Annotated in this window: 21 protein-coding genes; 12 read left to right on the top strand and 9 right to left on the bottom strand. The window is 66.4% G+C overall.

Features of this window, described 5'->3' with window-relative positions; all coding sequences use genetic code 11:
• Nucleotides 1-15: 15 nt before the first annotated feature.
• Nucleotides 16-1,818 (bottom strand): IlvD/Edd family dehydratase, encoded by a 1,803-nt coding sequence (locus ACETPF_RS02775; protein ID WP_373932737.1) that lies wholly within the window; start codon nucleotides 1,816-1,818, stop codon nucleotides 16-18.
• 88 nt (nucleotides 1,819-1,906) lie between these two features.
• Here ACETPF_RS02775 and ACETPF_RS02770 point away from each other — a divergent pair, with 88 nt between their 5' ends.
• Both ACETPF_RS02770 and ACETPF_RS02765 read left to right on the top strand, forming a co-directional pair.
• A complete protein-coding gene (locus ACETPF_RS02770) occupies nucleotides 1,907-2,812 on the top strand; it encodes a 2-dehydro-3-deoxygalactonokinase (protein ID WP_373932736.1) in 906 nt (301 codons plus the stop codon).
• Complete coding sequence (locus ACETPF_RS02765; protein ID WP_373932735.1) at nucleotides 2,809-3,441, top strand: 2-dehydro-3-deoxy-6-phosphogalactonate aldolase; 633 nt, start codon at nucleotides 2,809-2,811, stop codon at nucleotides 3,439-3,441. Before ACETPF_RS02770 ends, ACETPF_RS02765 begins: the two co-directional genes overlap by 4 nt.
• 4 nt (nucleotides 3,442-3,445) lie before the next feature.
• Here ACETPF_RS02765 and ACETPF_RS02760 read toward each other — a convergent pair whose 3' ends face one another.
• A complete protein-coding gene (locus tag ACETPF_RS02760; protein ID WP_373932734.1) occupies nucleotides 3,446-5,482 on the bottom strand; it encodes a hybrid sensor histidine kinase/response regulator in 2,037 nt (678 codons plus the stop codon).
• Between the two features lie 144 nt (nucleotides 5,483-5,626).
• Here ACETPF_RS02760 and ACETPF_RS02755 point away from each other — a divergent pair, with 144 nt between their 5' ends.
• The 10 genes from ACETPF_RS02755 to ACETPF_RS02710 all read left to right on the top strand — a co-directional run bounded on the left by ACETPF_RS02755 (nucleotide 5,627) and on the right by ACETPF_RS02710 (nucleotide 14,867).
• Nucleotides 5,627-6,661 carry a COX15/CtaA family protein gene (locus tag ACETPF_RS02755; protein ID WP_373932733.1) on the top strand — a complete coding sequence of 345 codons (1,035 nt, stop codon included), beginning with the start codon at nucleotides 5,627-5,629 and terminating at the stop codon, nucleotides 6,659-6,661.
• On the top strand, nucleotides 6,658-7,458 hold the full coding sequence (locus tag ACETPF_RS02750) for a hypothetical protein (protein WP_373932732.1): 801 nt from the start codon (nucleotides 6,658-6,660) through the stop codon (nucleotides 7,456-7,458). Before ACETPF_RS02755 ends, ACETPF_RS02750 begins: the two co-directional genes overlap by 4 nt.
• A gap of 135 nt (nucleotides 7,459-7,593) precedes the next feature.
• Nucleotides 7,594-8,073, top strand: coding sequence for a 50S ribosomal protein L13 (rplM, locus tag ACETPF_RS02745; RefSeq protein ID WP_373932731.1), 480 nt, complete (start codon nucleotides 7,594-7,596; stop codon nucleotides 8,071-8,073).
• Entirely contained in the window at nucleotides 8,073-8,606 is a 534-nt protein-coding gene (gene rpsI / locus ACETPF_RS02740) for a 30S ribosomal protein S9 (RefSeq protein WP_373932730.1), read from the top strand. The genes rplM and rpsI overlap by 1 nt, the downstream gene beginning before the upstream one ends.
• A gap of 165 nt (nucleotides 8,607-8,771) precedes the next feature.
• Entirely contained in the window at nucleotides 8,772-9,194 is a 423-nt protein-coding gene (locus ACETPF_RS02735; protein WP_373932729.1) for an iron-sulfur cluster assembly scaffold protein, read from the top strand.
• Nucleotides 9,194-10,993 (top strand): cation:proton antiporter domain-containing protein, encoded by a 1,800-nt coding sequence (locus tag ACETPF_RS02730; protein WP_373932728.1) that lies wholly within the window; start codon nucleotides 9,194-9,196, stop codon nucleotides 10,991-10,993. Before ACETPF_RS02735 ends, ACETPF_RS02730 begins: the two co-directional genes overlap by 1 nt.
• Nucleotides 10,990-11,316 carry a DUF423 domain-containing protein gene (locus tag ACETPF_RS02725; RefSeq protein WP_373932727.1) on the top strand — a complete coding sequence of 109 codons (327 nt, stop codon included), beginning with the start codon at nucleotides 10,990-10,992 and terminating at the stop codon, nucleotides 11,314-11,316. The genes ACETPF_RS02730 and ACETPF_RS02725 overlap by 4 nt, the downstream gene beginning before the upstream one ends.
• Nucleotides 11,317-11,361: 45 nt before the next feature.
• The gene (locus ACETPF_RS02720) at nucleotides 11,362-11,832 is read left to right on the top strand and encodes a Fur family transcriptional regulator (RefSeq protein ID WP_373932726.1); all 471 of its coding nucleotides are present in this window, start codon (nucleotides 11,362-11,364) and stop codon (nucleotides 11,830-11,832) included.
• 49 nt (nucleotides 11,833-11,881) lie between these two features.
• On the top strand, nucleotides 11,882-13,816 hold the full coding sequence (gene dxs / locus ACETPF_RS02715; RefSeq protein WP_373932725.1) for a 1-deoxy-D-xylulose-5-phosphate synthase: 1,935 nt from the start codon (nucleotides 11,882-11,884) through the stop codon (nucleotides 13,814-13,816).
• A gap of 19 nt (nucleotides 13,817-13,835) precedes the next feature.
• Nucleotides 13,836-14,867, top strand: a complete 1,032-nt coding sequence (locus ACETPF_RS02710; RefSeq protein ID WP_373932724.1) for a polysaccharide pyruvyl transferase family protein — start codon at nucleotides 13,836-13,838, stop codon at nucleotides 14,865-14,867.
• A 56-nt stretch (nucleotides 14,868-14,923) separates the two neighbouring features.
• Here ACETPF_RS02710 and ACETPF_RS02705 read toward each other — a convergent pair whose 3' ends face one another.
• The 7 genes from ACETPF_RS02705 to ACETPF_RS02675 all read right to left on the bottom strand — a co-directional run bounded on the left by ACETPF_RS02705 (nucleotide 14,924) and on the right by ACETPF_RS02675 (nucleotide 24,389).
• Nucleotides 14,924-15,334 carry a DUF3035 domain-containing protein gene (locus ACETPF_RS02705; RefSeq protein WP_328274804.1) on the bottom strand — a complete coding sequence of 137 codons (411 nt, stop codon included), beginning with the start codon at nucleotides 15,332-15,334 and terminating at the stop codon, nucleotides 14,924-14,926.
• Nucleotides 15,334-15,843, bottom strand: coding sequence for a signal peptidase II (lspA, locus tag ACETPF_RS02700; protein WP_373932723.1), 510 nt, complete (start codon nucleotides 15,841-15,843; stop codon nucleotides 15,334-15,336). The genes ACETPF_RS02705 and lspA overlap by 1 nt, the downstream gene beginning before the upstream one ends.
• Nucleotides 15,840-18,770, bottom strand: a complete 2,931-nt coding sequence (gene ileS / locus ACETPF_RS02695; RefSeq protein ID WP_373932722.1) for an isoleucine--tRNA ligase — start codon at nucleotides 18,768-18,770, stop codon at nucleotides 15,840-15,842. Before ileS ends, lspA begins: the two co-directional genes overlap by 4 nt.
• Nucleotides 18,771-18,933: 163 nt before the next feature.
• Nucleotides 18,934-19,860, bottom strand: coding sequence for a bifunctional riboflavin kinase/FAD synthetase (locus tag ACETPF_RS02690; RefSeq protein ID WP_373932721.1), 927 nt, complete (start codon nucleotides 19,858-19,860; stop codon nucleotides 18,934-18,936).
• A gap of 8 nt (nucleotides 19,861-19,868) precedes the next feature.
• The gene (locus ACETPF_RS02685) at nucleotides 19,869-20,387 is read right to left on the bottom strand and encodes a dihydrofolate reductase (RefSeq protein ID WP_373932720.1); all 519 of its coding nucleotides are present in this window, start codon (nucleotides 20,385-20,387) and stop codon (nucleotides 19,869-19,871) included.
• Nucleotides 20,388-20,430: 43 nt separating this feature from the next.
• Nucleotides 20,431-22,140: an ATP-binding protein gene (locus ACETPF_RS02680; protein ID WP_373932719.1), complete on the bottom strand. Its 1,710-nt coding sequence runs from the start codon at nucleotides 22,138-22,140 to the stop codon at nucleotides 20,431-20,433.
• Nucleotides 22,141-22,343: 203 nt separating this feature from the next.
• Entirely contained in the window at nucleotides 22,344-24,389 is a 2,046-nt protein-coding gene (locus tag ACETPF_RS02675) for a transglycosylase domain-containing protein (RefSeq protein WP_373932718.1), read from the bottom strand.
• Nucleotides 24,390-24,428 lie beyond the last annotated feature (39 nt).

Genomic DNA, 24,428 nt, shown 5'->3' with positions numbered 1-24,428 from the left:
TTTACGGTAGCGCTATCAATGATTGTCGCGGGGCAGTCCCTTGCTCTGCGCGATGCGCTGATATTTCTCCGCCCCCTCCAGAATCGCGCCGGTGCTGAGCTGGCCGACGACCGAACGCTGGATTTCCTGCCAGGGGGTCTGCGACGCGGGATATTTGAACCCGCCCGCCGCCACCAGCGCGGCGCGACGCGCCTCCAGTTCCTCGTCGGAAATCAGCACGTTCACGACCCCGGCCTTCAGGTCCATTCGCACCCGGTCGCCATCCTTGAGCAGCGCGAGCCCACCCATCGCCGCCGCTTCGGGCGATGCGTTGAGGATGGAGGGGCTTCCCGACGTGCCCGACTGGCGGCCGTCGCCGATGCATGGCAGCGCCGATACGCCCTCGGTGATGAGATAGGCAGGCGGGCGCATGTTCACGACCTCGGCCGCGCCGGGATAGCCGATCGGCCCCGCGCCGCGCATGAACAGCAGCGTGTCGGGCGTGATCCCGGTCGCCGGATCGTCGATGCGGTGGTGATAATCCTCCGGCCCGTCGAACACGATCGCGGGCCCCTCGAAGGCTTCGGGATCATCGGGGTTGGACAAGTAACGCTGGCGGAATTCGTCGCTGATGACGCTGGTCTTCATGACGGCGGCGTCGAACAGATTGCCCGACAGCACCAGGAAGCCAGCTTCCTCCTTCAATGGCTGGGCGAAGGGCCGGATGACCTTTTCATCCTCGATCGGGACGCCCCGGCAATTCTCGCCCATGGTCCTGCCATTGACGGTCATGGCGTTCTCGCGAATCAGCCCGTGCTCGATCAACTGGCCGATGACGGCGGGCAGGCCGCCGGCGCGATAATAATCCTCGCCCAGATATTCGCCGGCCGGCTGCATGTTGACCAGCAACGGCACCTTGTGTCCCACCGTCTCCCAATCCTTGAGCGGCAGGTCGACACCCATGTGCCGCGCGATGGCGGCCAGGTGAATGGGCGCGTTGGTCGATCCGCCGATCGCCGAATTGGCGACGATCGCATTGTGGAATGCGTCCAGCGTCATGATGTCGGAGGGCTTGAGATCCTCATGCACCATTTCCACGATGCGCTTGCCGGTGCGGTAGGCGGCTTCCTGCCGGTCGCGATAGGGGGCGGGGATCGCGGCGGAGCCGGGCAGCATCATGCCCAGCGCTTCGGCGAGCGCGTTCATCGTGCTGGCGGTGCCCATGGTGTTGCAGAAGCCGGTCGAGGGCGCGGACGACGCGACCAGCTTGATGAAACCTTCATCGTCGATCTGACCGGCCGCGAGCAGCTGGCGCGCATGCCAGACGATCGTGCCCGATCCGGTCCGCTCGCCCTTGAACCAGCCGTTCAGCATCGGCCCGACCGACAGGGCGATGGCGGGAATGTTGACGGTCGCGGCCGCCATCAGCAGCGCCGGCGTCGTCTTGTCGCATCCGGTGGTCAGGATCACCCCGTCGAGCGGGTAGCCATAGAGCGCCTCCACCAGCGCCAGATAGGTGAGGTTGCGGTCGAGGCCCGCGGTCGGGCGCTTGCCCGTCTCCTGAATCGGATGGCACGGAAATTCGATGGCGATGCCGCCCATCTCGCGGATGCCGTCGCGCATCCGCTCGGCCAGCGCGATATGGTGGCGATTGCAGGGCGACAGGTCGCTGCCGGTCTGCGCGATGCCGATGATCGGCTTGCCGCTGCGTAATTCCTCCAGGCTCAGCCCGAAATTCAGGTAGCGTTCCAGATAGAGCGCGGTCATGTCGATATTGTCGGGGTTGTCGAACCAGGCGCGGCTGCGCAGTTTCGGGGCGGGGGTCGAGCTATCGGTCATCGGGCATCCTGACGCAGAGAAAAGGAGCGCGCGTTGACGCGCTTGATTGGGTGATATACTCATACAAATAACATTTCAAGGACCAGATGTGGCCGACTATCACGTGATGGGGGACTGGGGGACGAGCCGGCTGCGGCTGTTCCGGGTGGAGGGCGACCGCATCGTCGCCCGCTGCGACGGACCGGGAATCGGTGCGGTCGGCCAAGCGGCGGAGGCGGCCTTTGCCGAGACGATCGCGCCCTGGCTGGACGACGGCCTGCCTGCCTCCGTCACCCTTTGCGGCATGGCTGGAGCCCGCGACGGCTGGGTCGAGGCGCCCTATGCCGATTGCCCCGCCGATGCGACTGCATGGCGCACCGCCGCCGCGCGCTTCGACTGGCGCGGCGTTCCTGTCACCATCCTCGCCGGCCTCGCCTGCACCGACGAAGATGGCATGCCCGACGTGATGCGCGGCGAGGAAGCGCAGATATTCGGCGCGCTCGCCCGCGATCCCGCGCTCGCGCGCGGGCGGCATCTGCTCCTCCTCCCCGGCACCCACAATAAATGGGTATGGATCGAGGATGGCTGCATCGCCCGCTTCCGCACCGTGCCGACCGGCGAGCTGTTCGCCCTTCTGCGCGACCATTCGACCCTCGGGCCGCGCGGCGCGCCGGTCGATCCGACCGACGAGGCAGCGGGTTTCGCCGAAGGGCTGGCCCGCGCGCACCCCAATCAACTGTACAACTCGCTGTTCAACTCCCGATCGATGCAGCTCCGCGCCGGCCGATCGCCCGGCTGGGCGGCGGGCTATCTGTCGGGCCTGCTGATCGGCGGTGAGGTGGCCGAAATGCTGGCCCACGTCGGCGGAGCGGGGGAGGCGCTGCTGATCGGCGACACGCGGCTCTGCGGCCTTTATGGCGAGGCTTTGGCCCGGCACAATATCCGGGTCGGGCACAGGGATGGCGACGCCTGCGTGCTTGCGGGACTCGGCTTTACGGGAGAGATGAACCCATGACCCTGGATCAGCTGCTGGCCGGCGGCGCGCCGCCCGTCTGCGCCATTCTGCGCGGCCTTCGCCCCGACGAGGCGATCGACGTCGGCGCGGCGCTGATCGACGCCGGCATCCGCATACTCGAAGTCCCCTTTAACTCGCCCGATCCCCTGGTCAGCATCGCCGCGATGCAGGCCGCGTTCGGCGACATCGCGCTGGTGGGCGGCGGCACGGTGCTGAGCGTCGCGGCGGTCGAAGCGCTGCACGAAGCGGGCGGGCGCATCATGGTCACCCCCAACACCGACCCCGCCGTCATCGCGCGCGGCGCGGAACTGGGCATGGAGCTGCTCCCCGGCTTCATGACTCCCACCGAAGCCTTCGCTGCCATTGCGGCGGGCGCGCGCCGCATCAAGCTCTTCCCCGCCGCGCGCCTGGGCGGCGCGTATGTGAAGGCGGTGAAGGACGTGCTGCCGCCCCATGTCGGCGTCTGGGCGGTGGGCGGCACCGGCGCGGACTCGTTCGCCGACTGGCTCGCCGCCGGTTGCGAAGGCATCGGCGTGGGCGGCGCGCTTTTCAAGCCGGGCGAGGATGCCGCGACCGTCGGAGCGCGCGCCCGCGCGCTGGTGGCGGCATGGCGGGCGTCGCGCGACTGACCTTTCAGCCCGCCTGCGCCACCGCTGCTTCCCGGTCCAGCATTTCGCGCACCTTGGCGGCCAGCTCGGCATAGCTGAAGGGCTTGGGCAGGAGCTCCACGCCCGCGTCCAGCCGCCCATGATGGACGATCGCGTCGCGGGCATAGCCGGTCGTGAACAATGTCCGCAGCCCCGGCCAGCGCTCCCGTGCCGCGTGGGCAAGGTCCGCGCCTGTCATCCCGCCGGGCAGCACCACGTCGGTGAAGAGGAGGTCGACCCGGCCGTCGATCGCTTCCAAAGCCGCAAGCGCCGCCGGCCCGTCGCTCGTCGGCACGACATGATAGCCAAGGTCGCGCAGCACCTCGACCGAATAGGCGCGAACATTGTCATCATCCTCGCACAGCAGGATGGTCTCGCGCCCGCCGGCCGGCGCGGCTTCCACGCAGTCCGCCTCATCCTCATTGGCCGCGACCATGCCCTGATATTGGGGCAGGTAAAGCTGGACGCTCGTCCCGACGCCCGGCTCGGAATGCACGCGCATATGCCCGCCCGACTGCTTGATGAAACCATAGACCATCGACAGGCCAAGGCCCGTGCCACGCCCCACCTCCTTAGTGGTGAAAAAGGGTTCGATCGCATGGGCCAGCGTGGCCGCGTCCATGCCTTCGCCCGTGTCGGACACGGCCATCAGCACATAGGGGCCGGGGGCGACATCCTCGCCCCACGTGCTGTCCGGCTCGATCCGGCTGTTCGCCACCTCGATCGTCAGCGTGCCGCCGCCCGGCATCGCGTCCCGCGCATTGACCGCCAGGTTGAGCAGCGCATTCTCCATCTGGTTCACATCGACCTCGATCGGCCAGGCATCCGGCGTTTCGACCGTTCGCACCACGATTGTTTCGCCCAGCGTGCGGTGGAGCAGGTCGGACATGCCAGCCACCAGCCGGTTGGGATCGATCGGGCGCGGGTCGAGCGGCTGGCGGCGGGAGAAAGCGAGCAGCCGTTGGGTCAGGACCGCCGCGCGCTCCGCCCCGGCCGACGCCCGTTCGACCATCCGGCGCAGCTTCTCGTCGCCCGGCGGTAGCGCGCGCGCCAGCAGGTCCAGATTGCCCGTGACGATCTGGAGCAGATTGTTGAAGTCATGCGCGATTCCGCCGGTCAGTTGCCCCAGCGTCTCCATCTTCTGCGCCTGACGCAGCTCTGCCTCCGCCTCCGCCAGCCGCCGCGCATCGGCGCGCTGTTCGGTCACGTCCCGCGCCACGCAATAAACGAGTTCGCCGTCGGGAACGGCGGTCCAACTGAAGGTGCGGTAATCGCCGTCCCTGGTGCGGAACCGGTTGTCGAAGCGCATCACCGGTTCTCCTGCCGCGAGCCACTCGATCCGCTGACGGGTCGCTGCCGCGTCGTCGGGATGCTCCATCCATCGCGATGTCCGCCCGACCAGTTCGGTTTCGCTCCACCCCAATATCTCTGTCCAGGCGGGACTCGCGGCCAGCCATGTGCCCGCCGCATCGGCGATGACGAAGGGATCGCGCGCTAGCGCCCAGAGCCGGTTGCGGTCAGCCAGCATCGCCCGTTCGGCCAGCACCCGCTTGGTCGTCTCGCTGACGATGCACAGCACTCCGCCGATCGTCCCGTCGGCCTCGAACACCGGCGAATAGCTGATGTCGAAATAGACATCCTCGCCCCGACCATTGTCGCGCTCGATATAGAAGGGCCGGTCCTTGGCGTGGATGGTCTCGCCGCTGTCGAGCACGGATCGGAGCAGCGGCCCCAGATCGTCCCACAATTCCGCCCAGCCCTCGCACGCTGGCCGGCCGAGCGCGCCGGGATGCTTGTCGCCGATCGTCGGCGCATAGGCTTCGTTGTAGAGCGCGCAGAGGTCTGGTCCCCAAAACAGCACGATCTCCGCCTTGGACGACAGTATCAGACGCACGGTGGAAACCAGGGAGGGCGACCAGCGATTGACCGGCCCCAGCGGAGACGGCGCATCGATCGCGGCGGTCAGAGCGCCCAGCGCGCCTTGCGTAGCGATCATCGCAGCCGTGCCGGTCGGCCCCGTCATCATCGAATACCTATGTTATGTATGACCTTTGGGTCAGATACGTCCCCCCGGCCATTTGGTTTCATGGTGAAGATGTCTGCGCGACCGGTGATGCTCTGTCGCAACGACTTGAAACCGGCTGCTTTCCGGCGCATGGACCGCGGCATGATCGCGCCCTCTCTGTCCGTCCGCTCCCGCCCGGCCGCGATCGGCCGCTGGCTGCTCGGCGTCGCTTTCCTCGTCTTCTGCATGGTCGTGGTGGGGGGCATTACGCGCCTCACCGAATCGGGCCTGTCGATCACGCAATGGAAGCCGATCACCGGCGCGATCCCGCCCTTGACCCACGACCAATGGATGGCGGCGTTCCGGGACTATCAGCAAATCCCCGAATATCGCGAGATCAACCGGGGCATGAGCCTTGCCGCTTTCCAGTTCATCTTCTTTTGGGAATGGGTGCATCGGCTGCTCGGCCGGCTGATCGGCCTTGCCTTCGCTCTGCCGCTCGTCTGGTTCGCCTGGAAGCGGGCCATTCCCGCCGGCTATGGTCCCCGGCTGGTGGCCCTGCTGGCGCTTGGCGGATTGCAGGGCGCGATTGGCTGGTGGATGGTGAAGTCGGGCCTGTCGGTTCGCACCGATGTCAGCCATTATCGCCTCGCGGTGCACCTGCTGACCGCGCTTTTCATCATGGGCGGCCTCATCTGGACCGCGCTCGACCTGCTCGCGCTCGCCCGCGACCCGCAGGCCCGGCCCGCGCGACCGCGTCCCGTCGCGATCGTCGTGCTGCTTCTGCTGCTGGTCCAGCTCATGCTCGGCGCCTTCACCGCCGGGCTGGACGCGGGCTATGTATCGAGCACATGGCCGCTGATGAACGATCATCTGGTCCCCGAAGGAATCGACTGGACGGGGTCGCTCTGGGCGACTTTGTCGAGCGATCCCTATCTCGTCCACTTCCTCCATCGCTGGTGGGCCTGGGTCGCGGCGGCCGGGCTGTTCGTTCTGGCGGCGCGCGCCAAAAGGGCAGGGCAGCGCCGCGCGTCCATCGCCATCCACATCAGCGTCGGCGCGCAGATTATCCTCGGCATCGCCACCGTGCTGAGCGGCATCGACCTTCCGGTTGCGGTGCTGCACCAGGCGGTCGGCGCGCTGGTGGTCGCCGCCGCCGCCTGGGGCGCGCACAGCATCGGCGCGGAGCGCGCATGAGGGCCGCGCTGGGGCTCGCGGCCCCCGTTATCCTTATTGCGTTCGCTCAGCCGGTCGTCGCCGAGACCATCACCATCCCCTTCGCTCCACCGGTCGATCGGGCCTTTACATATCTGATCGAGCAGCATCGCCCGGTCGACGGGAAAAGCGCGCGCTTCACGTCGGTCCGCAACCTTCGGTTCACGCGGGCGGGCGAGGGATATACGCTGATCGCCACCCTTCGAGAGATCGACAGCGATGCTGCGGAACATCGCGCCGCCCCTTATCGCGCCGCCATGGGGCCGCTCATCGGCTTGGAGTTGCACTTCCGGCTCGACGATCGTGGCCGCATCGTCAGCCTTGACGATGCGGAGGCGGTCTGGGCGAAGGTCCGCAATGGCGTGGACGCCATGCTCGCCGGCTTCCCGCCAGACAGCGACCGCTACCGCGCCGCGAAGAATGTCCAGGCGCTATTCGCCGCCCTTTCGCCCGAATCACGCCTCGCGCTGCTCGCGGGCGAGTTCCAGCCGCTGTTCCTCTTCGCCGGCGTGACTGTCGAGGATGGCGCTGGCCGGCAACTCCGCACCCAGGCCGGATCGCCGCTGGGCCGGCCGGTCCCGGTCGAGGGTGCGGTGAGGCTGGTCGAGCGCCACGGCGGCGCGTTCGGTCTGGCCGAGGAACTCAAGGGGGAGGGGGTGACGGTGGCGATCCGCTACCGCGTGTCGCGCGCTTCGGGCCTCGTCGAAAGCCAGACGCGCCACCTTACCGTCGGCGGCGACACGCTGACCGAACGTCGCACCCTGACGCCCGCCCGCTGACCCGCGGTATCATTTTACCCGTCAGCAAAGCCGCGGTTGCTCTTGACTTGAAGGGTGTCACCGGTCATTAGCGCCCCACTTCCGGGTGCCCGCAACGGTGCCCGGTTTCCTTTTTCATTCTGGAGAATTGGCACCATGAAGGCGCTGATGAAGACCACCAAGCCGGCGACCCCGGCCACGGTCGAAAAGAAGTGGATCCTGATCGACGCGGAAGGTCTCGTCGTCGGCCGCCTCGCTTCGACCGTCGCGAACATCCTTCGCGGCAAGCACAAGACGTCTTTCACCCCCCATGTCGATTGCGGTGACAATGTCATCATCATCAACGCGGCGAAGGTGAAGTTCACCGGCCGCAAGCTGACCGACAAGGTCTATTACAAGCACACCGGCTATGCCGGCGGCATCAAAGAAACCACCCCGGCCAAGATCCTGGAAGGTCGTTTCCCCGAGCGCGTGCTTGAAAAGGCCGTCGAGCGCATGATCCCCCGTGGTCCGCTGGGCCGCCAGCAGATGCGCAATCTCCGCATCTTCGCCGGGTCCGAGCATGTCCACGAAGCCCAGAACCCGCAAGTGCTCGACTTCGCGTCGCGCAACCGCAAGAACAAGGTGGGTGCATAATGTCCGATAACCGCCAGTCCCTGTCCGACCTCGCGTCGCTGACCGCCAACGCTCCGGCTCCGGCCGCTGCGCCCGTCGAAGCCGGCGAAGCGCCCGCCGCTCCGGTCCAGCCCTCCGCTCCGCTGCGCGCGCAGGAAATCGACAGCCTCGGCCGCGCCTATGCCACCGGCCGCCGCAAGGACGCCGTCGCTCGCGTCTGGGTGAAGCCCGGCACCGGCAAGATCACCGTCAACGGCCGCGACCAGGAAATCTACTTCGCGCGTCCCACGCTGCGTCTCGTCATCAACCAGCCGTTCGGCGTGACCGATCGCGTGGGCCAGTATGACGTGATCTGCACCGTCAAGGGCGGCGGCCTGTCGGGTCAGGCCGGCGCGGTCAAGCATGGCATCGCTCAGGCGCTCAGCAAGTATGAGCCGGCCCTGCGCAGCGCGGTCAAGGCCGAAGGCTTCCTGACCCGCGATCCCCGCGTCGTCGAGCGTAAGAAGTACGGCAAGGCGAAGGCCCGCCGCAGCTTCCAGTTCTCGAAGCGCTGATCGTTCAGATATCGCTACAGAAAGGGGTCGGCCGTCCGGCCCCTTTTTTGTTGCGCCAATGATTCGGAATGTGGATTTACAGTCGAAGTGCATTGAGAAGCAGCGCGGACGCTAAATTCGCTTGCTGCCTTCACCCCGGCCGCTTCCTGGCCTACATGGAGCGGCATGAGCGCTCCCCTCTATAACAAAGACATATTGCGGCTGGCCGCCAGCATCCCGCATCACCAGCGGCTGGTGGACGCGCAGGCCAGCGTCGAGCGGCGGTCGCCCACTTGCGGGTCGCGGGTGATCGTGGACGTGCGAATGGCTGAAGGGCGAGTCGCGGACATGGGGCTGGACGTGAAGGCGTGTGCGCTGGGGCAGGCGTCAGCATCGCTGATGGCGGCGCAGGCGATCGGCATGAGCGCCACGGAGCTGGCGGACGCGCGCGACAGGTTGACCGCTTATCTGGCTGGAGAGAGCGACGATCTCGAATTCTGGCCGGGGCTTGCGGTGCTGGCTCCGGCGCGCGGCTATCCGGCCCGCCACGCCTCGATCCGACTGGGGTTCGAGGCGATCGCCGAGGCCGCACGAATGGCGGACGCCTGATGCCCAATCATGCCGCAGCCAGCGCCACTGACATATTGCTGGGCGAAGGCGTCGTCCTGCTGGGCGCGGCGGTGGCGTTCGTGATGCTGTTCCGCCGGTTCGGGCTGGGCGCAGTGCTGGGCTATCTGGTGGCGGGCGCGCTGGTCGGGCCGCAGGGGCTGGGCCTTGTCGGCGGCGGCGAATCGAAACTGGCCATCGCCGAAATCGGCATCGTCCTGCTGCTGTTCCTCGTCGGGCTGGAGCTTCATCCCGCGCGTCTCTGGCGGCTGAAGCGCGATATTTTCGCGCTTGGCCTGGCGCAGGTCGTTACCTGCGGCTGCGTCCTGACCGCCATCATCTTCTACAGCACGGGATTCAGCTGGGGCGCGGCGATCGCGCTCGGGATGCCGCTAGCGCTGTCTTCGACCGCGCAGGTGCTGCCGGGCCTGAAATCGAGCGGGCGCATCAATTCGCCCTTCGGCGAAAAAGTCTTTTCAATCCTGCTGTTCCAGGATTTGTCGATCGTTCCGCTGATCACCATCATCGCCGCCCTGTCGCGTAACCCGGCCGACGCCGCCGGACCGCCGGGATGGGTGCTGGCGGGCTATACGGTGGCGGCGATCGTGGGGCTGGTGCTCGCCGGGCGCTTCGTGCTGCGGCCGCTGCTCGGTTTGGTCGGGCGGCTGGGCGAGCGGGAATTGTTCGTCGCGGTGGGCCTCTTCACCGTACTGGCGGCGGCGGCGCTGATGCACACGCTTCACCTGTCGACGGCGTTGGGCGCGTTCGTCGCGGGCGTGATGCTGGCCGATTCGCCCTATCGCCATGAGATAGAGGCCGATGTCGAGCCGTTCCGGTCGATCCTGCTCGGCCTGTTCTTCCTGGCGGTCGGCATGGTGCTGGACCTGCGCGCGGTGGCGGCCAACCCATTATTTGTCCTGACCATGGCCGCGATCCTCGTCGCGACCAAGACCGCCATCATCACGGGGCTGGCCCGGCTGTTCGGCATGGACTGGAAACAGGCGCTGGGCGCGGGGCTGCTGCTGAGCCAGGGCGGCGAGTTCGGCTTCGTCCTGTTCGCGCAGGCGCAGAATGCCTATCTGATCGCGCCGGAAGCAGCGAGCCTGTTCAGCGCCATCGTCACCTTCTCCATGGCGACGACGCCCTTCCTGATGCTGTTCGCCCGGCGGTTCGAATTCGCCTCGCCGAAAGACCGGCCCGATCTTGCCACGCCCGACGAAGCGCCGCGCGGCACCGCGATCATCGTGGGCTATGGCCGGTTCGGCCAGACCGTCGCGCAGATGCTGATGGGGCATGGCTTCGACGTCGTGCTAATCGACAAGAAGCCGGCGCAGATCGAGACATCGAGCCGGTTCGACATGAAGGTCTATTATGGCGACGGCACCCGCATCGACTTGCTGCGCCGAGCGGGCGGGGAGGACGCGCGGCTGATCGCCTTCTGCATCGACGATCCCACGCTCGACCGGCGTGTATTGGAGCCGGTGGCCGAAGCCTTTCCGCAGGCGGCCTTGATGGTCCGCGCCTTCGACCGGCGGCAGGTGCTGGCGCTGGAGGGCATGGACCTGGCCGGGATAGTGCGCGAGGTGTATGAGTCGGCGGTCTGCATGGGCGTGATGGCGATGCAGGCGCTGGGCGTGCCGGGGGAGGAGGTCGAGGAAGTGGAGCGGCAATATCGCGCCAATGACGAACAGCGCATGGCCGCGCAGATCGAGCATGGCACGTTGCTCGCCGCCAAGGATCTGATGTACCGCCCGGGGCGTGCGATGCGGCTCGTCAGCCGGGGCGATGGGGAGGGAGCATGATCGCTGTCTTCGCTTGCCTGTCGGCGGCGCTGGCTATCGGCGCCGGGGCATTCGGGGCGCATGGCGCGAGCGACCCGAAGGCGGCGGAATGGCTGCGGACCGGCGGCCTCTATCAGTTGATCCACGCAGTGGCCGCGCTGGCGATCATGGGCGTGGCGCGCGGGGCGGCGGCGACGCTTCTCTCCGGGGCGGCGATCTTTGCCGGCTCGCTCTATGTCATGGCTCTGGGCGGTCCGAAATGGCTGGGCGCGGTGACGCCGGTGGGCGGCGTGCTGATGATCGCCGGCTGGCTGTGGGCGGCATGGCTGTTCGGGCAGCGATGACGCGCCGCCCTTGCCCCCCGGTGCGGGGCAGCATAGATTAGCATCATGGCCGACCACCACCATCATGATCATCTGGAGCCAACCGGCGAAAAGCTGGCCGACGCCGCACGCCGCACGCTGGAGGCGCAGCAGGAGCAATGGACGCCGATGCGGGCCGCGATCTTCGACGCGCTGGCGGCCGAGGAAAAGCCGGCGTCGGCCTATGATATCGCCGATACTGTGTCGAAGGCACGGGGCAAACGGGTCGCGCCCAACAGCGTCTATCGCATCCTCGACCTGTTCGTGACGAACAATATCGCGATGCGGGTGGAAAGCGCCAACGCCTATATCGCCAACGCGCATCCGGGCTGCCACCATGACTGTATTTTTCTGGTGTGCCGCAACTGCAAGCAGGCGACCCATGTCGACGACGACCGGGTCACGGGCGACGTGCGCGCGGTGGCGAGCCATGAAGGTTTCCATGCCGAACGGCCGGTGATCGAAATATTGGGCACCTGCGCGAAATGCGCGGCGTGACGCGGGCGTTGCGCCGCGCCCCGGAACAGCCTAGCGCCCAGCGGAGTCTATGACCCAGATGAACGATCGCCCCGAAACCCCGCTGCTGGACCAGGTGGCATGGCCGTCAGACCTGCGGAAGCTGAAGCCCGAACAGCTGCCGCAGCTGGCCGATGAACTGCGCGCCGAGACCATCGCGGCCGTTGGCGTCACCGGAGGACATCTGGGGTCAGGCCTTGGCGTCGTCGAACTGACCACCGCTATCCATTATGTCTTCGATACGCCCGCCGACAAGCTGATCTGGGATGTCGGCCACCAATGCTATCCGCACAAGATACTGACCGGCCGGCGCGACCGCATCCGCACGCTGCGGCAGGGCGGGGGACTATCGGGTTTCACCAAGCGGGCCGAGAGCGAGTATGATCCGTTTGGCGCGGCCCATAGTTCAACCTCGATCAGCGCGGCCTTGGGTTTCGCCATCGCCAACAAGATGCAGAACAGGCCTGGCAAGGGCATTGCCGTGATCGGCGACGGTGCGATGTCGGCGGGCATGGCCTATGAGGCGATGAACAATGCGCGCGAGGCCGGCAACCGCCTGATCGTGATCCTGAACGACAACGACATGTCGATCGCACCGCCGGTGGGGGGACTTTCGGCCTATCTCGCGCGCCTCGTGTCGAGCCGCGAGTTTCTGGGGCTACGCGATATTGCCAAGCGGCTGGCGCGTAAGCTGCCCCGGCCGCTGCACAAGGCGGCCAAGAAGACCGACGAATATGCGCGCGGCATGGCCATGGGCGGCACATTGTTCGAGGAGCTGGGCTTCTATTATGTGGGACCGGTCGACGGGCATAATCTCGACCAGTTGATCCCGGTGCTCGAAAATGTCCGCGACGCCGCCGAAGGGCCGTGCCTGATCCATGTGGTAACGCAGAAGGGCAAAGGCTATGGCCCGGCCGAAGCGGCGGCGGACAAATATCATGGCGTGCAGAAGTTCGACGTCATCACCGGCACGCAGGACAAGGCCCCGCCGGGACCGCCCAGCTACACCAATGTCTTCGCCCAGGCGTTGATCGTTGAGGCTCAGCGCGATTCCACGGTGTGTGCGATCACTGCGGCGATGCCGTCGGGCACGGGACTCGACAAGTTCCAGCAAGCCTTCCCCGATCGCATCTTCGACGTGGGGATTGCCGAGCAGCATGCCGTGACTTTTGCGGCGGGTCTTGCGGCGCAGGGGATGCGGCCCTTCTGCGCGATTTATTCGACTTTCCTTCAACGCGCCTATGATCAGGTGGTGCATGACGTGGCGATCCAGAATCTCCCCGTCCGCTTCGCCATCGACCGGGCGGGGCTGGTCGGCGCGGACGGCTCGACCCACGCCGGCAGCTTCGACGTCACCTATCTCGCCACCCTGCCCAATATGGTCGTTATGGCTGCGGCGGACGAGGCGGAGCTGGTCCATATGGTCCATACGTGCGCGGTTCATGACAGCGGGCCGATCGCGGTGCGCTACCCTCGCGGCAATGGCACTGGCGTCGCGATGCCGCAGGTGCCAGAGCGCCTTGAGATCGGCAAGGGGCGGATCGTGCGCGAGGGACGGCAGGTCGCCATCCTGTCGCTCGGCACCCGCCTTGAGGAAGCATTGCAGGCGGCCGATGTGCTGGAGGCGAAGGGGCTGTCGACAACCGTCGCCGACCTGCGCTTTGCCAAGCCGCTCGATGAGGCGCTGATCCGCCGGCTGCTGACCACGCATGAGGTGGCGGTGACCATTGAGGAAGGCGCGATCGGTGGCCTTGGCGCGCATGTGCTGACGCTGGCGAGCGACCTTGGCCTCATCGACAATGGCCTGAAGCTGCGGACGATGCGCCTGCCCGATATTTTCCAGGACCAGGACAAGCCGGAGAAACAATATGCGCAGGCTGGGCTGGACGCCGACGCGATCGTCGCTACGGTCCTGACGGCGCTGCGTCACAACAGCGCAACCATCGGGGCAGAAGCACGCGCCTGAAATCATCAAAGGGGGCCGAGTGACCAACAGCATCCTGCGGCATGTCGAAGAACATGGCGCCATCCCGTTGAGCTGGGCCGCCGGGACGGGCGGAGCGGACTATCTGAACCTGGGCGACGCCTTGAGCCCGGCCATGGTCTCGATGCTGACGGGGCTGCCGATCCAGCACGAGCCCATGTCGTCCGAGCGGCTGCGCATGGCGGCGGTGGGATCGATCGGGCAGAATTATGTGGGCGGCGAAGTCTGGTACTGGGGCACCGGTTCGTCGCATTATGCGAGCGGCTCGGGCGGCGGCAAGGAACTATACACCCGCCCGCCCGGCACGGATGTGCATATCTGCGCCACGCGTGGCCCCTTTTCGCGCAAGGTGCTGAACGACGGCGCGCCTGTTGCGCCGAATAGCGTGTATGGCGATCCGGTGTGGATCCTGCCGGACTATTATCCGGGGCCGGTCGAGAAGAAATGGGATCTGGGCGTCCTCATCCACTTGGTGGACCTTGCCGACCGCGATTATGAAGCGCACCCAAAGGATTATGCCCGCTATGTCGTGCCGGAGGAGTTTGCCGGATCGGTCAAGCTGTTGAACACGGTGACACCCCGGTCGGTCGAGGGGCTGAAGCAGCGGCTGGACGACATCCTCTCCTGCCGCCGGATCGTGTCGACCAGCTTGCACGGCATGGTGTTCGCCGAAAGCTATGGCATACCCTGCCTCTATTTCGGCGTGCGGGGACCGAAGCCCGGCCTTGCGACCGTTCATCTGGACGTCGATGATGTGAAGCAGATCGACACGCGCTTCACCGATCTTTATCTCGGCCTCGGCAAGCCGGACCTGCCCATCTATGTGCAGGATCGCAAGAAGCCGACCGACTGGGCCGATGTGATGCGCGCGGTGGATACGGGCTGGGAGCCGGTCGCCTTTGACGCGCAACCGATGATCGACGCCTGCCCGGTGCCGGCGAAACCGATCAGTGCGCCGGAGGGTGGCACCATATTCGATCATCCGTTGATCGCGGGAATGCCGCTGCTGGGCGGGGAGCGAACGAAGGATTGAATGTATCGTTGCCGTTCAGGCAGGTTTCCCGCGCCTGCCTGAACGGCGCCTATTCCTTATTGCGGGACCGCGGCGCGGGCTTCCTGCCCGTCGCCTTCGGGCGCGGCGATGACGTCGCGGGTGGTCGCGCCCTTGTCGACGACTTCGGTGCCGGGATCTCCGACCGCGGAACGGATGCCGGGCGCCGCATTGGCGCGGCCGGCGGCATTGAGCGCCGCGCTTTCGCCCGCGCTGCGCTGCGCCGGGCCGCCGAACATCGCCTGCATCGCTTCGGCGCGCGAATCGACCGCTGCCGCCGACGGCGTACCGGGGGCGGGGGGGACGAGCGCGAAATCGGGGGGGATCACCAGAGGCGCGGCGCGCGAGACGGCGAACTCGTCGGGCCGGTCGCGGTTGAACAGACCACCGCCGCCGCCACAGGCGGACAGGGAGGCGATCAGGCCGGTGGCGAGGATCAGTTTACGCATCAGTGAGAAGTCTCCGATTTTGCGCCCTTGTCGCGCAGCAGTAGCGCCCGTGCAAGCAGGATCAGCACGCCGATGGTGATGGCCGCGTCCGCCAGGTTGAAAATCAGGAAGGGCCGCCATTCGCCGAAATGCAGGTCGGCATAATCGACCACATAGCCCAGGCGCACGCGATCGACGATGTTGCCGATCGCGCCGCCCAGCACCAGGCCCAATGCCGCGACATCCTGCCGCGCCTTTTCCCGCCACATCCAGACCGCGACGAAACCGGCGATCAGGAAGGTCATAAGGACCAGCGCCCAGCGCATCGCGTCGGTATCGGCGTGGAAGAAGCCCATCGACACGCCCCTGTTCTCCAGCCAGCGCAAGCGGAAGATGGGGAGGATGTCGATCCCTTCCTCCGCCCGGCTCTTGAGCGCGAGCGGGTAGGTGACGCTGTATTTGACGAGCTGGTCGAGCGCGAGCGTGGTGATCGCGACGGTCAGGCCCAGGGGGCGGTGATTGATGCTCATGCCTCCAGCACCGTGTCGCAGCGGTCGCAGAGCGTGCCGTCCTCTTTCACTTCGGGGAGCAGGCGCCAGCAGCGGCCGCATTTGTGCCAGTCGCTCGGCTTGACCACGATGCCGTCACCTACGCCCATTTCGACCCGGGCGACGATAGCGATTTCGGCGAAGTTCACACCGTCGCTGGGCAAAACTTCACCCATGGTGACATCGGCCTCCAGGCTGGAGCGGATGATCTTTTCCCGGCGCAGCGGCTCGATCGCCTCGTTCACCTGATCGCGCTGGTAACGCAGTTCGGTCCATTTGTCGGCGAGGTGGCTGTCGATCCAGCGCGCGTCGACCTCCGGCCATTCGAGGAAATGGACACTATCTTCGCCGCTTGGGAAGCGGCTTTGCCACACTTCCTCGGCAGTGAAGGGGATGATCGGCGCGACATAGCGAACGAGTGCGTGGAACAGCGTGTCGAGCAACGTGCGATAGGCGCGGCGCTTCGGGTCCGACTTCGCATCGCAATAGAGGCAGTCCTTGCGGATGTCGAAGAAGAAGGCGCTGAGGTCGCTGTTGGCGAAATCGAAGATTGCGCGGGTGTAGCGGCTGAATTCGAGCCAGCTTTCGCTGCCCTTTTCCTTGTCCACCACGGCGCGCAGTTCCGCGTCGAGCTGCGCCAGGCGGTGGAGCATGTAGCGCTCCAGCTCGGGCATGTCGGCGTAGGCGACGGCTTCCGTCTCTTCATCATAGTCGGACAGAGCGCCGAGCATGTAGCGGAATGTGTTGCGCAATTTGCGATAGGCATCGGACGCGCCGGCCAGCACTTCCTTGCCGATGCGGACGTCATCGAAATAGTCGGTGCTGGCGACCCAGACGCGCAAGATGTCCGCGCCGCTCTCCTCCATAACCTTGAGAGGATCGACGCCGTTACCCTTGGCTTTGGACATCTTTGTGCCGTCAGCAGCGAGCGCGAAGCCGTGGGTCAGGACGGCCTTGTAAGGGGCCTGGCCGCGCGTGCCGCAGCTTTCGAGCAGCGAGGACTGGAACCAGCCGCGATGCTGGTCCGACCCCTCGATATAGAGGTCGGCGCGCACGCCTTCGCCATAGCGGCCTTCGACCACGAAGCTGTGGGTCGAGCCGCTGTCGAACCAGACGTCGAGAATGTCGTTGACGACTTCATAGTCGGCGAGGTCGTAATCCGGGCCGAGCAGCGCCTGATGATCCGCGCCGAACCAGGCGTCCGCGCCGCCGGCCTTGAACGCTTCGACGATGCGGGCGTTGACTGCCGGATCAACCAGATAGTCGCCGCTCTTGCGATGAACATAGAGGGCGATCGGCACGCCCCAGGCGCGCTGGCGCGAGATGACCCAGTCTGGGCGGCCCTCCACCATGGAGCGGATGCGGTTGGTCGAGCGCTCGGGCACCCAGCGGGTTTGGGCGATGGCGTCGAGCGCGATTTCCCTTAACGTCGCGCCATTACCCGTCACCCCAGCGAAGGCTGGGGTCTCGTGCGTCTGCGCGTCGCTGCCCGAGATGCCAGCCTGCGCTGGCATGACGGACCGGGGGGCGTCCATGGGGATGAACCATTGCGGGGTGCAGCGGTAGATGATCTTCGCCTTGGAGCGCCAGCTATGCGGATAGCTGTGCCTGAAATCGTCCGACGCGGCGAGCAGCGCGCCCGCCTCGCGCAGGTCGGAGCAGATCGGTCCGTCCTTGGCGACGAACTTGGGGTTGATGACCGACCCCTGCCCGCCCAGCCACAGCCAGTCGGCGCGATATTTGCCGTCACCCTCGACCGCGAAGACGGGGTTGATACCGTGCGCCTTGCACAGCGCGAAGTCGTCCTCGCCATGGTCGGGGGCCATGTGAACGAGGCCGGTGCCCGCGTCGGTCGTGACGAAATCGCCGGGGAGGAAAGGGCGGGGTTTGGCGAAAAAGCCGCCGAGATGGTGCATGGGGTGGCGGGCGAACGTACCAGCGAATTCAGAACCCTTCATTCGGTCAGCATGAATTACCCAGGATGCATCACCGGCTTGCGGAGCAGCGAAGGTGTCCGGTCCTGCCACCATCCCAGTGCGTTGCTCGAATGCTCTGGCGAGAGGTTCTGCGACTAGAAACCGTCGGCCATCCCCCCCCTCGTAAAAAAGGACATAATCTATGTCTTCGCCGTAAGCGAGCGCTTGGTTGACTGGAATTGTCCAAGGCGTGGTCGTCCATACTACTGCGTATACGGGCAAACCGCTGTCCAGCACCTTCTGGATAACAGGTGATTTTGATTCGACGATCTCGAACGCCACGTCGATCTGGGTCGAGACGATGTCCTCATATTCGACCTCCGCCTCTGCCAGCGCGGTCTTTTCGACCGGGGACCACATCACGGGCTTGGCGCCACGGTAGAGCTGGCCGCTTTCCGCGAATTTCAGCAGTTCGCCGACGATGGTCGCTTCGGCGTCGAACTTCATGGTGAGATAGGGGTCTTCCCAATCGCCCATGATGCCGAGCCGTTTGAACTGCTCGCGCTGCACGCCGACCCATTTGTCGGCATAGGCGCGGCACTGGGCGCGGAATTCGGCGGCGGGCACCTCGTCCTTGTTCAGCTTCTTCTTGCGATATTCCTCCTCGATCTTCCATTCGATGGGGAGGCCGTGGCAGTCCCAGCCGGGCACATAGGGCGCGTCCTTGCCAAGCAAGGATTGCGAGCGGACGATGATGTCCTTCAGCACCTTGTTCATCGCATGGCCCATATGGATGTCGCCATTGGCGTAGGGCGGGCCATCATGCAGGATGAAGCGTTCGCGGCCGGCGCGCTTCTCGCGCAGCTTGCCGTAGAGGTCCATCGCCTCCCACTTCGCCGCGATGGCGGGTTCCTTTTGCGCCAGGCCGGCCTTCATGGGGAAATCGGTCTGGGGCAGGAAGACGGTGGTCTTGTAGTCGGGTGCGTCGGTCATGCGGGTCCGCGAACAAACAGCCGTTCGTCCTGAGTAGCCATTGAGCCTGTCGAAATGGCGTATCGAAGGACAAAGCGCTGCGCCTGATGCTTCGATACGGGTCTTCGGCTTCGCTCAGCTCTTACTCAGCACGAACGGGGTGGAGGAAAATCTGTGGAGGGCATTAGGCGAGGCGGGGCGTTCCCGCAAGGATTTGCCGTGCGTCGGCGCAGTCCTGCGCGATGCCGGCCATCAGCGCGTCGAGGCCGTCATATTTGCGCTCGGCATGGAGGTAGCGGATGAGCTGGACCTCGATCGGCTGATCGTAGAGGCTTTCGGCGAAATCGAAGAAATGCGGCTCCAGCAATTCCTTGGGCGGATCGAAACTGGGGCGGACGCCGAGGTTAGCCGCGCCGTCGAGGACGCGGCCATCGGCGAGCAGCCCGCGCACCGCATAGATGCCATAGGCCGGGCGGAGATAGGCGCCCATGTCGATGTTGGCAGTGGGGAAGCCGATGGTGCGGCCGAGCTTGTCGCCATGCTGGACGACGCCCCGGATCGCGAAGGGGCGGGTGAGGAGGCGGGCGGCGGTGTCGCAATCGCCGGCCATGAGCGCGGCGCGGATGCGGCTGGACGAGATGATGCCTTGCGCGTCCGACACGGGCGCGACGGCTTCGGCGGGCAGGCCAAGCGCGGCGAAGCTGTCGACCGTGCCGCTGCGCCCTCTGCCGAAGGTGAAATCCTGCCCGGTCACCACCGCCGCGACGCCTAGCTGCTGGCGCAAGAGGTCGACATAGGCCTGGGGCGAGAGAGCGGCGAGATCGGCGGTGAAGTCGAATACCAGCATTGCGCCGGCGCCCGCGCGGGCGAAGAGGGCTTCACGCTGATCGAGCGTGGTCAGGCGAAAAGGCGGCGTGTCGGGCCGGAACAGCCGCATCGGGTGCGGATCGAAGGTGGCGATGATTGCGGGGCGGCCTTCGCCACGCGCGCGATCAATGGCGCGGCCGACCACCGCCTGGTGGCCGGCGTGAAAGCCGTCGAAATTGCCGAGCGCCATGACGCTCCCGCGCATATGGGGCGGGACCGGGGCGCTGCTGGAAAGCCGCTCCATGGGCGCGCCTATAGGGGCGCGGTTGTGGTGTGGCAATCCGCTCGCTGGAAGGTGACGAAGCTGTAGGCGGGGCGGCCATTCAGTGCGGCATGATCGGCGCGGGCGGTCTCGCGCCAGTTGGCCGGGTCGGGATAGGCGATGGCGGCGTCGCCCTCTGCCGCGAGATGCACTTCGGTGAGTTCGATGCGGGTCGCGAGCGGCAGGAACAGACGATAGATTTCCGCGCCGCCGATCACCATCAGCGTCGGCGCGGCGGCGAGTAGGAGCGCCTGACCGACGTCATGCGCGACTTCCGCCTCTGGCGCGGTCCATGCGCGATCGCGCGTCAGCACGATATGGCGGCGACCGGGCAGCAGGCCGGGCAGGCTGTCGAAGGTGCGCCGGCCCATCAGCATCGGGTGGCCGGCGGTCAGCGCCTTGAAATGCTGGAGATCGGCGGGAAGGCGCCAGGGCAGGTCGCCATCCTTGCCGATCACGCCATTGTCGGCGCGGGCGAGGACGAGGACGATGTCGGTGGGACGGCTCACTCGCAGCCTCGTAGCGGCCCCGTCCGCTTCCGCCAAGCGCGCTTTACGCCACCTGCGCGCGGGCGGCGGCGATGCTGGCGTGGAGATGGGCGCGGCGGAAGGGTTTGGAGAGGCGGACGACATCGGGCGCGATCAGGTCTATGCCCTGGTAGCCGGAGATGATGAGCAGGGCGATGGCAGGATGCTCCGATCGCAGCCGCAGCACCAGTTCCGCCCCCGTCATGCCCGGCATGACATGGTCGGTGATGACGATGTCGGGTCGGTGCCCCGCCTCGATCATGCCGATGGCCAGTTCCGCCTGGTCGATATCGACCACGTCATAGCCCATATCCTCCAACATTCCGCGCGTGCTGGCGCGCACCAGCATATTGTCGTCGACCAGCAGGATGCTGCCTTTCGAGCGGCCGGGTGGCAGATGGCGCGGGTCGGCTTCGTCGGCGCGGGGCTTCGCGCGCTCGACTGGGAGCCAGAACTGGATCTGCGTGCCCATGCCAACTTCGCTGTCGATCTCCAGTGCGCCGCCAAGCTGGGCGGCGAGGCCATGCGCCATGGAGAGGCCTAGGCCGGTGCCATGGCCGGTCGGCTTGGTGGTGAAGAAGGGCTCCATCGCCGCCGCCTTGACCGACGGGCTCATGCCGATGCCGGTGTCGGCGATCGTCAGGCAGACATAGGGGCGCCGGGCGAGAGGGGCGGGCAGGCCATCCTCGCGCAGGTCGGCATGGATGTGGAGGCTGCCGCCGTCGGGCATGGCGTCGCGGCTGTTGACGACGAGGTTGAGGATAGCGAGTTCGAGCTGATGCCCGTCGGCATGGACCGGCGGCAGCTGCGCGGGCGCATCGATCTTCAGGGTAATGCGTGGTCCCAGCGTGCTTTCGAGCAGCGCTTCCATCCCGGTGAGCAGCGCGGGCAGGTGGACCGCAGTCGGCACCAGCGGCTGGCGGCGGGCGAAAGCGAGCAGGCGCTGCACCAGCGTCTGGGCGGTTTCGGCGGCCTGCATCGCCATCCCGGCGGTGCGGGCAAGCTGATCGGCGGACAATTCGCCCGACAATATGCGGTCGAGACCGCCCATGATGGGGGTGAGGAGATTGTTGAAATCATGCGCGACATGGCCGGTGAGCTGGCCCAGCATCTCCATTTTCTGGACCTGGCGCAGCGTGTCCTGCGACTTTTGAAGTTCCTGTGTCCGCTCGCGCACGCGCTGGTCCAGATGATTGTTCAGCGCTTCCAGCGACGCAAAGAGACGGCCATTTTCCAATGCGGTGGACGCGGCCCGGGCCAGCGCCTCCAAAAGCGCGATCTGGTTGTCGGTGGGTGCGCCAGGCTCGGACCAATAGGCGCCGACAGCCGCGATCGGATCGGTCCGGCCGATCGGCACCATGATCATGCTGCGGACGAAGGTTTCGCGATAAGCGTCCACCGGCACGCGCGGGTCTAGAAACACGTCGGGGATGACGGCGGTCTGCTGGTTCTGCATCGCCCAGCCGGACACGCAGCGCTGCATCGGGAAGCGCTGCCCGGCCCAGAGCGGGGCCATCGCATCCTCGGCGACATAATGGCACTTGCCCTCGTCGCGCAGCACGATGGCGATGCCATCCGCCCCCACCGCGCGGCGGGCGAAGGCGCGCAGGACGGAGGTGACGGCGTCGAGCGAGCGCGCCCCGGCGAGCGCCTCCATCGCTTCGGCGGTCAGGCTCCAGCGGGCGGCCAGCGCCTTCTGCTCTGAGCGGGTTTCGGTATCCAATCGATCATCCATGGCGCGACCCTGCCGAATGGGAATTCGGCCATTGATATCATTGCTCTGTGACCGAGGTAAAATCCTTTCCGCACAAAGGTTTGAAGGATTCGCTGAAGGGATTGATCCAGATCAGCCGCTATCCGGATCGTTAACCCAAATTCGGGTTCGAAATCGTACGAATGGCAGGCCGGTGATCAAATTGCCGTCAACCATACGGAAGGTCAGGGCCCCGTTTCTTCCTCGCGAGGCAGGGTCGGCGCGACTCGCGGCGGTGGAGCGTCCGATGCAGGCGGCCCGTCGACAGGGAGGCGGATCTGGTTGGGACCGATGTTGACGGTTAACCCGTCTTCGTCCACGCCAAGACCGAGATTGCCGATGCCGGTCTCGACCGCGACATTGGCGATGGCGTTGACCAGATCGGGATCCTGCTCCGCATCGGATGTGTCCTCGACCGGCTCGTTGATCGCGCCGCTCATGAAATTGCGCCAGATGCGCGCGGGCACGCCGCCGCCGGCCGCGCCGCCGGGCAGCGGGGCATTGTCGTCATTGCCGATCCAGACCGCCGTGACGAGGCCACCGGCATAGCCGACGAAGATGGCGTCGCGGCTGTCCTGCGTGGTCCCGGTCTTGCCGAAGGTGCTGGTGCGCAGCGCCGCCGCGCTGCCGGTGCCGCGATTGGCGGCGGAGGAGAGAAGATCGCGGATCATCTCCAGCTGGTCCTGGCTGAAATGACGCTGGCGCTGCATCAGCCGCTCGAACCAGCCCTGTTCCTCTGGCGGAAGACCATGGGCGACGACCGGATAGGCGCCGGCCGCGACGGAGGCATAGGCTTCGGCCAGTTCGATCAGCGGAATTTCGGACGTGCCAAGCGCGAGGCTCAAGTCTTCGGTCAGCGGTGCGGTGACGCCAAGGTCGCGGGCAACCTTGATCACGGTGTCGACGCCAACCTTCTGCGTCAGGCGCACGGCTGCGACATTACTCGACGCGGCGAACGCCTGGCGCAGGGTGATGCGGCCGCGATATTTGCCGCCATGATTGGCGGGGCGATAGGTGCCGGTGGTGATCGGCGTGTCGTCGATCATATCGTCGGGGGTCATGCCGGCGCGGAAGGCGGCGAGATAGACGAACAGCTTGAAGGTGGAGCCGGGCTGACGCTTCGCCTGCACGGCGCGGTTGAAGCTGCTCTTCGCATAATTCCTGCCGCCGACCATGGCGACGATACTGCCATCGGGCTTCATCGCCACCAGCGCGGCCTGCGCGCTCCCAAGCGGCGCGCGGCGGATCGCGGCTTCGGCAAGGCGCTGGATGCGCCAGTCGAGCGTGGTTTCGATATTCTGTTCGCCATAGACCGCGCCGGCACGGTCGCGGGCCTGGGGCAGCACCCAGTCGGCGAAATAGGTTCCACTGGTCGGATCGTCTTCCTCATGCACGCTGAGGCGGGCGGGGGGGAGGGCGTTGCGTTCCGCCTGGCTGATATAGCCCGCATCCACCATAGCCTGCGTCACCAGCGCGGCGCGGGCGCGTGCACCTTTGAGGTTGGTGGTGGGGGCGAGGCGGGAGGGGGCTTTCAAAAGGCCCGCCAGCATCGCCGCCTGCGGGATCGTCAGCCGGTCGGGAGAGCGGCTGAAATAATGGCGGGCGGCGGCGCGCAGACCATAGACATTGTCGCCGAAATAGACGTTGGAGAGGTAGCGCTCCATGATCTGGTCCTTGGTCAGCCAGACCTCCAGCCAGACCGCGATCAGCGCCTCGCGCGCCTTGCGGCCGAAGGTGCGGTCGCTGGAGAGGAACACGCCCTTCGCCAGTTGCTGGGTGATGGTGCTGCCGCCCTGGGACGCGCCGTCGGACCAGAGATTGTGCCACATCGCGCGCGCGATACCGCGCGGGTCGACGCCCCAATGAGTCTGGAATCGGCGGTCCTCGATCGCCATGAAGGCTTGCGGAACATGGCTGGGCAGTTCCGCCATGGTGACGGGCTTGCCGATGACCGCGCCGCGCCGGGCGATCAGGTGGCCGTCCGCCGACATGAGGCTGATGCTGGGCGGGGCGATGGGCTTGAGCGAACGGGAGAGTGGGGCCGTCACCGCCAGCCAGGCGACCAGGATCATCAGCAGGGCGAGCGCCGCCGCGACGATCCAGCCGAAAATCTGCATGCGCCGGCGCCACGGAGTCGGCGGCGCGAACGCGCTGGGCGGCCCGGCGCCGAAGTCGCGCGGCGGCAGGGCGGCGGGATCGGCGGGGGTGGAGTCGCTCATCGGTTCGATCATGCTGTATTATTCATATGATACAGTCAAGCCTGTCCCGGC

Origin of the sequence: Sphingobium agrisoli (genome assembly GCF_041877245.1) — a bacterium.
Taxonomy (GTDB): Bacteria; Pseudomonadota; Alphaproteobacteria; order Sphingomonadales; family Sphingomonadaceae; genus Sphingobium.
This window is presented reverse-complemented; position numbering and strand designations above follow the sequence as displayed.

What these genes read in the sequence shown, in the direction of transcription:
- ACETPF_RS02720 (WP_373932726.1), top strand. Translation starts at nt 11,362, where the DNA reads ATGGCCGACCACCACCATCATGATCATCTGGAGCCAACCGGCGAAAAG.
- lspA (WP_373932723.1), bottom strand. Translation starts at nt 15,843, where the DNA reads ATGAGCATCAATCACCGCCCCCTGGGCCTGACCGTCGCGATCACCACG.
- ACETPF_RS02775 (WP_373932737.1), bottom strand. Translation starts at nt 1,818, where the DNA reads ATGACCGATAGCTCGACCCCCGCCCCGAAACTGCGCAGCCGCGCCTGG.
- dxs (WP_373932725.1), top strand. Translation starts at nt 11,882, where the DNA reads ATGACCCAGATGAACGATCGCCCCGAAACCCCGCTGCTGGACCAGGTG.
- ACETPF_RS02755 (WP_373932733.1), top strand. Translation starts at nt 5,627, where the DNA reads ATGATCGCGCCCTCTCTGTCCGTCCGCTCCCGCCCGGCCGCGATCGGC.
- ACETPF_RS02675 (WP_373932718.1), bottom strand. Translation starts at nt 24,389, where the DNA reads ATGATCGAACCGATGAGCGACTCCACCCCCGCCGATCCCGCCGCCCTG.
- ACETPF_RS02690 (WP_373932721.1), bottom strand. Translation starts at nt 19,860, where the DNA reads ATGGAGCGGCTTTCCAGCAGCGCCCCGGTCCCGCCCCATATGCGCGGG.
- ACETPF_RS02760 (WP_373932734.1), bottom strand. Translation starts at nt 5,482, where the DNA reads ATGACGGGGCCGACCGGCACGGCTGCGATGATCGCTACGCAAGGCGCG.
- ACETPF_RS02765 (WP_373932735.1), top strand. Translation starts at nt 2,809, where the DNA reads ATGACCCTGGATCAGCTGCTGGCCGGCGGCGCGCCGCCCGTCTGCGCC.
- rplM (WP_373932731.1), top strand. Translation starts at nt 7,594, where the DNA reads ATGAAGGCGCTGATGAAGACCACCAAGCCGGCGACCCCGGCCACGGTC.
- ACETPF_RS02735 (WP_373932729.1), top strand. Translation starts at nt 8,772, where the DNA reads ATGAGCGCTCCCCTCTATAACAAAGACATATTGCGGCTGGCCGCCAGC.
- ACETPF_RS02730 (WP_373932728.1), top strand. Translation starts at nt 9,194, where the DNA reads ATGCCCAATCATGCCGCAGCCAGCGCCACTGACATATTGCTGGGCGAA.
- ileS (WP_373932722.1), bottom strand. Translation starts at nt 18,770, where the DNA reads ATGACCGACGCACCCGACTACAAGACCACCGTCTTCCTGCCCCAGACC.
- rpsI (WP_373932730.1), top strand. Translation starts at nt 8,073, where the DNA reads ATGTCCGATAACCGCCAGTCCCTGTCCGACCTCGCGTCGCTGACCGCC.
- ACETPF_RS02680 (WP_373932719.1), bottom strand. Translation starts at nt 22,140, where the DNA reads ATGGATGATCGATTGGATACCGAAACCCGCTCAGAGCAGAAGGCGCTG.
- ACETPF_RS02725 (WP_373932727.1), top strand. Translation starts at nt 10,990, where the DNA reads ATGATCGCTGTCTTCGCTTGCCTGTCGGCGGCGCTGGCTATCGGCGCC.
- ACETPF_RS02705 (WP_328274804.1), bottom strand. Translation starts at nt 15,334, where the DNA reads ATGCGTAAACTGATCCTCGCCACCGGCCTGATCGCCTCCCTGTCCGCC.
- ACETPF_RS02750 (WP_373932732.1), top strand. Translation starts at nt 6,658, where the DNA reads ATGAGGGCCGCGCTGGGGCTCGCGGCCCCCGTTATCCTTATTGCGTTC.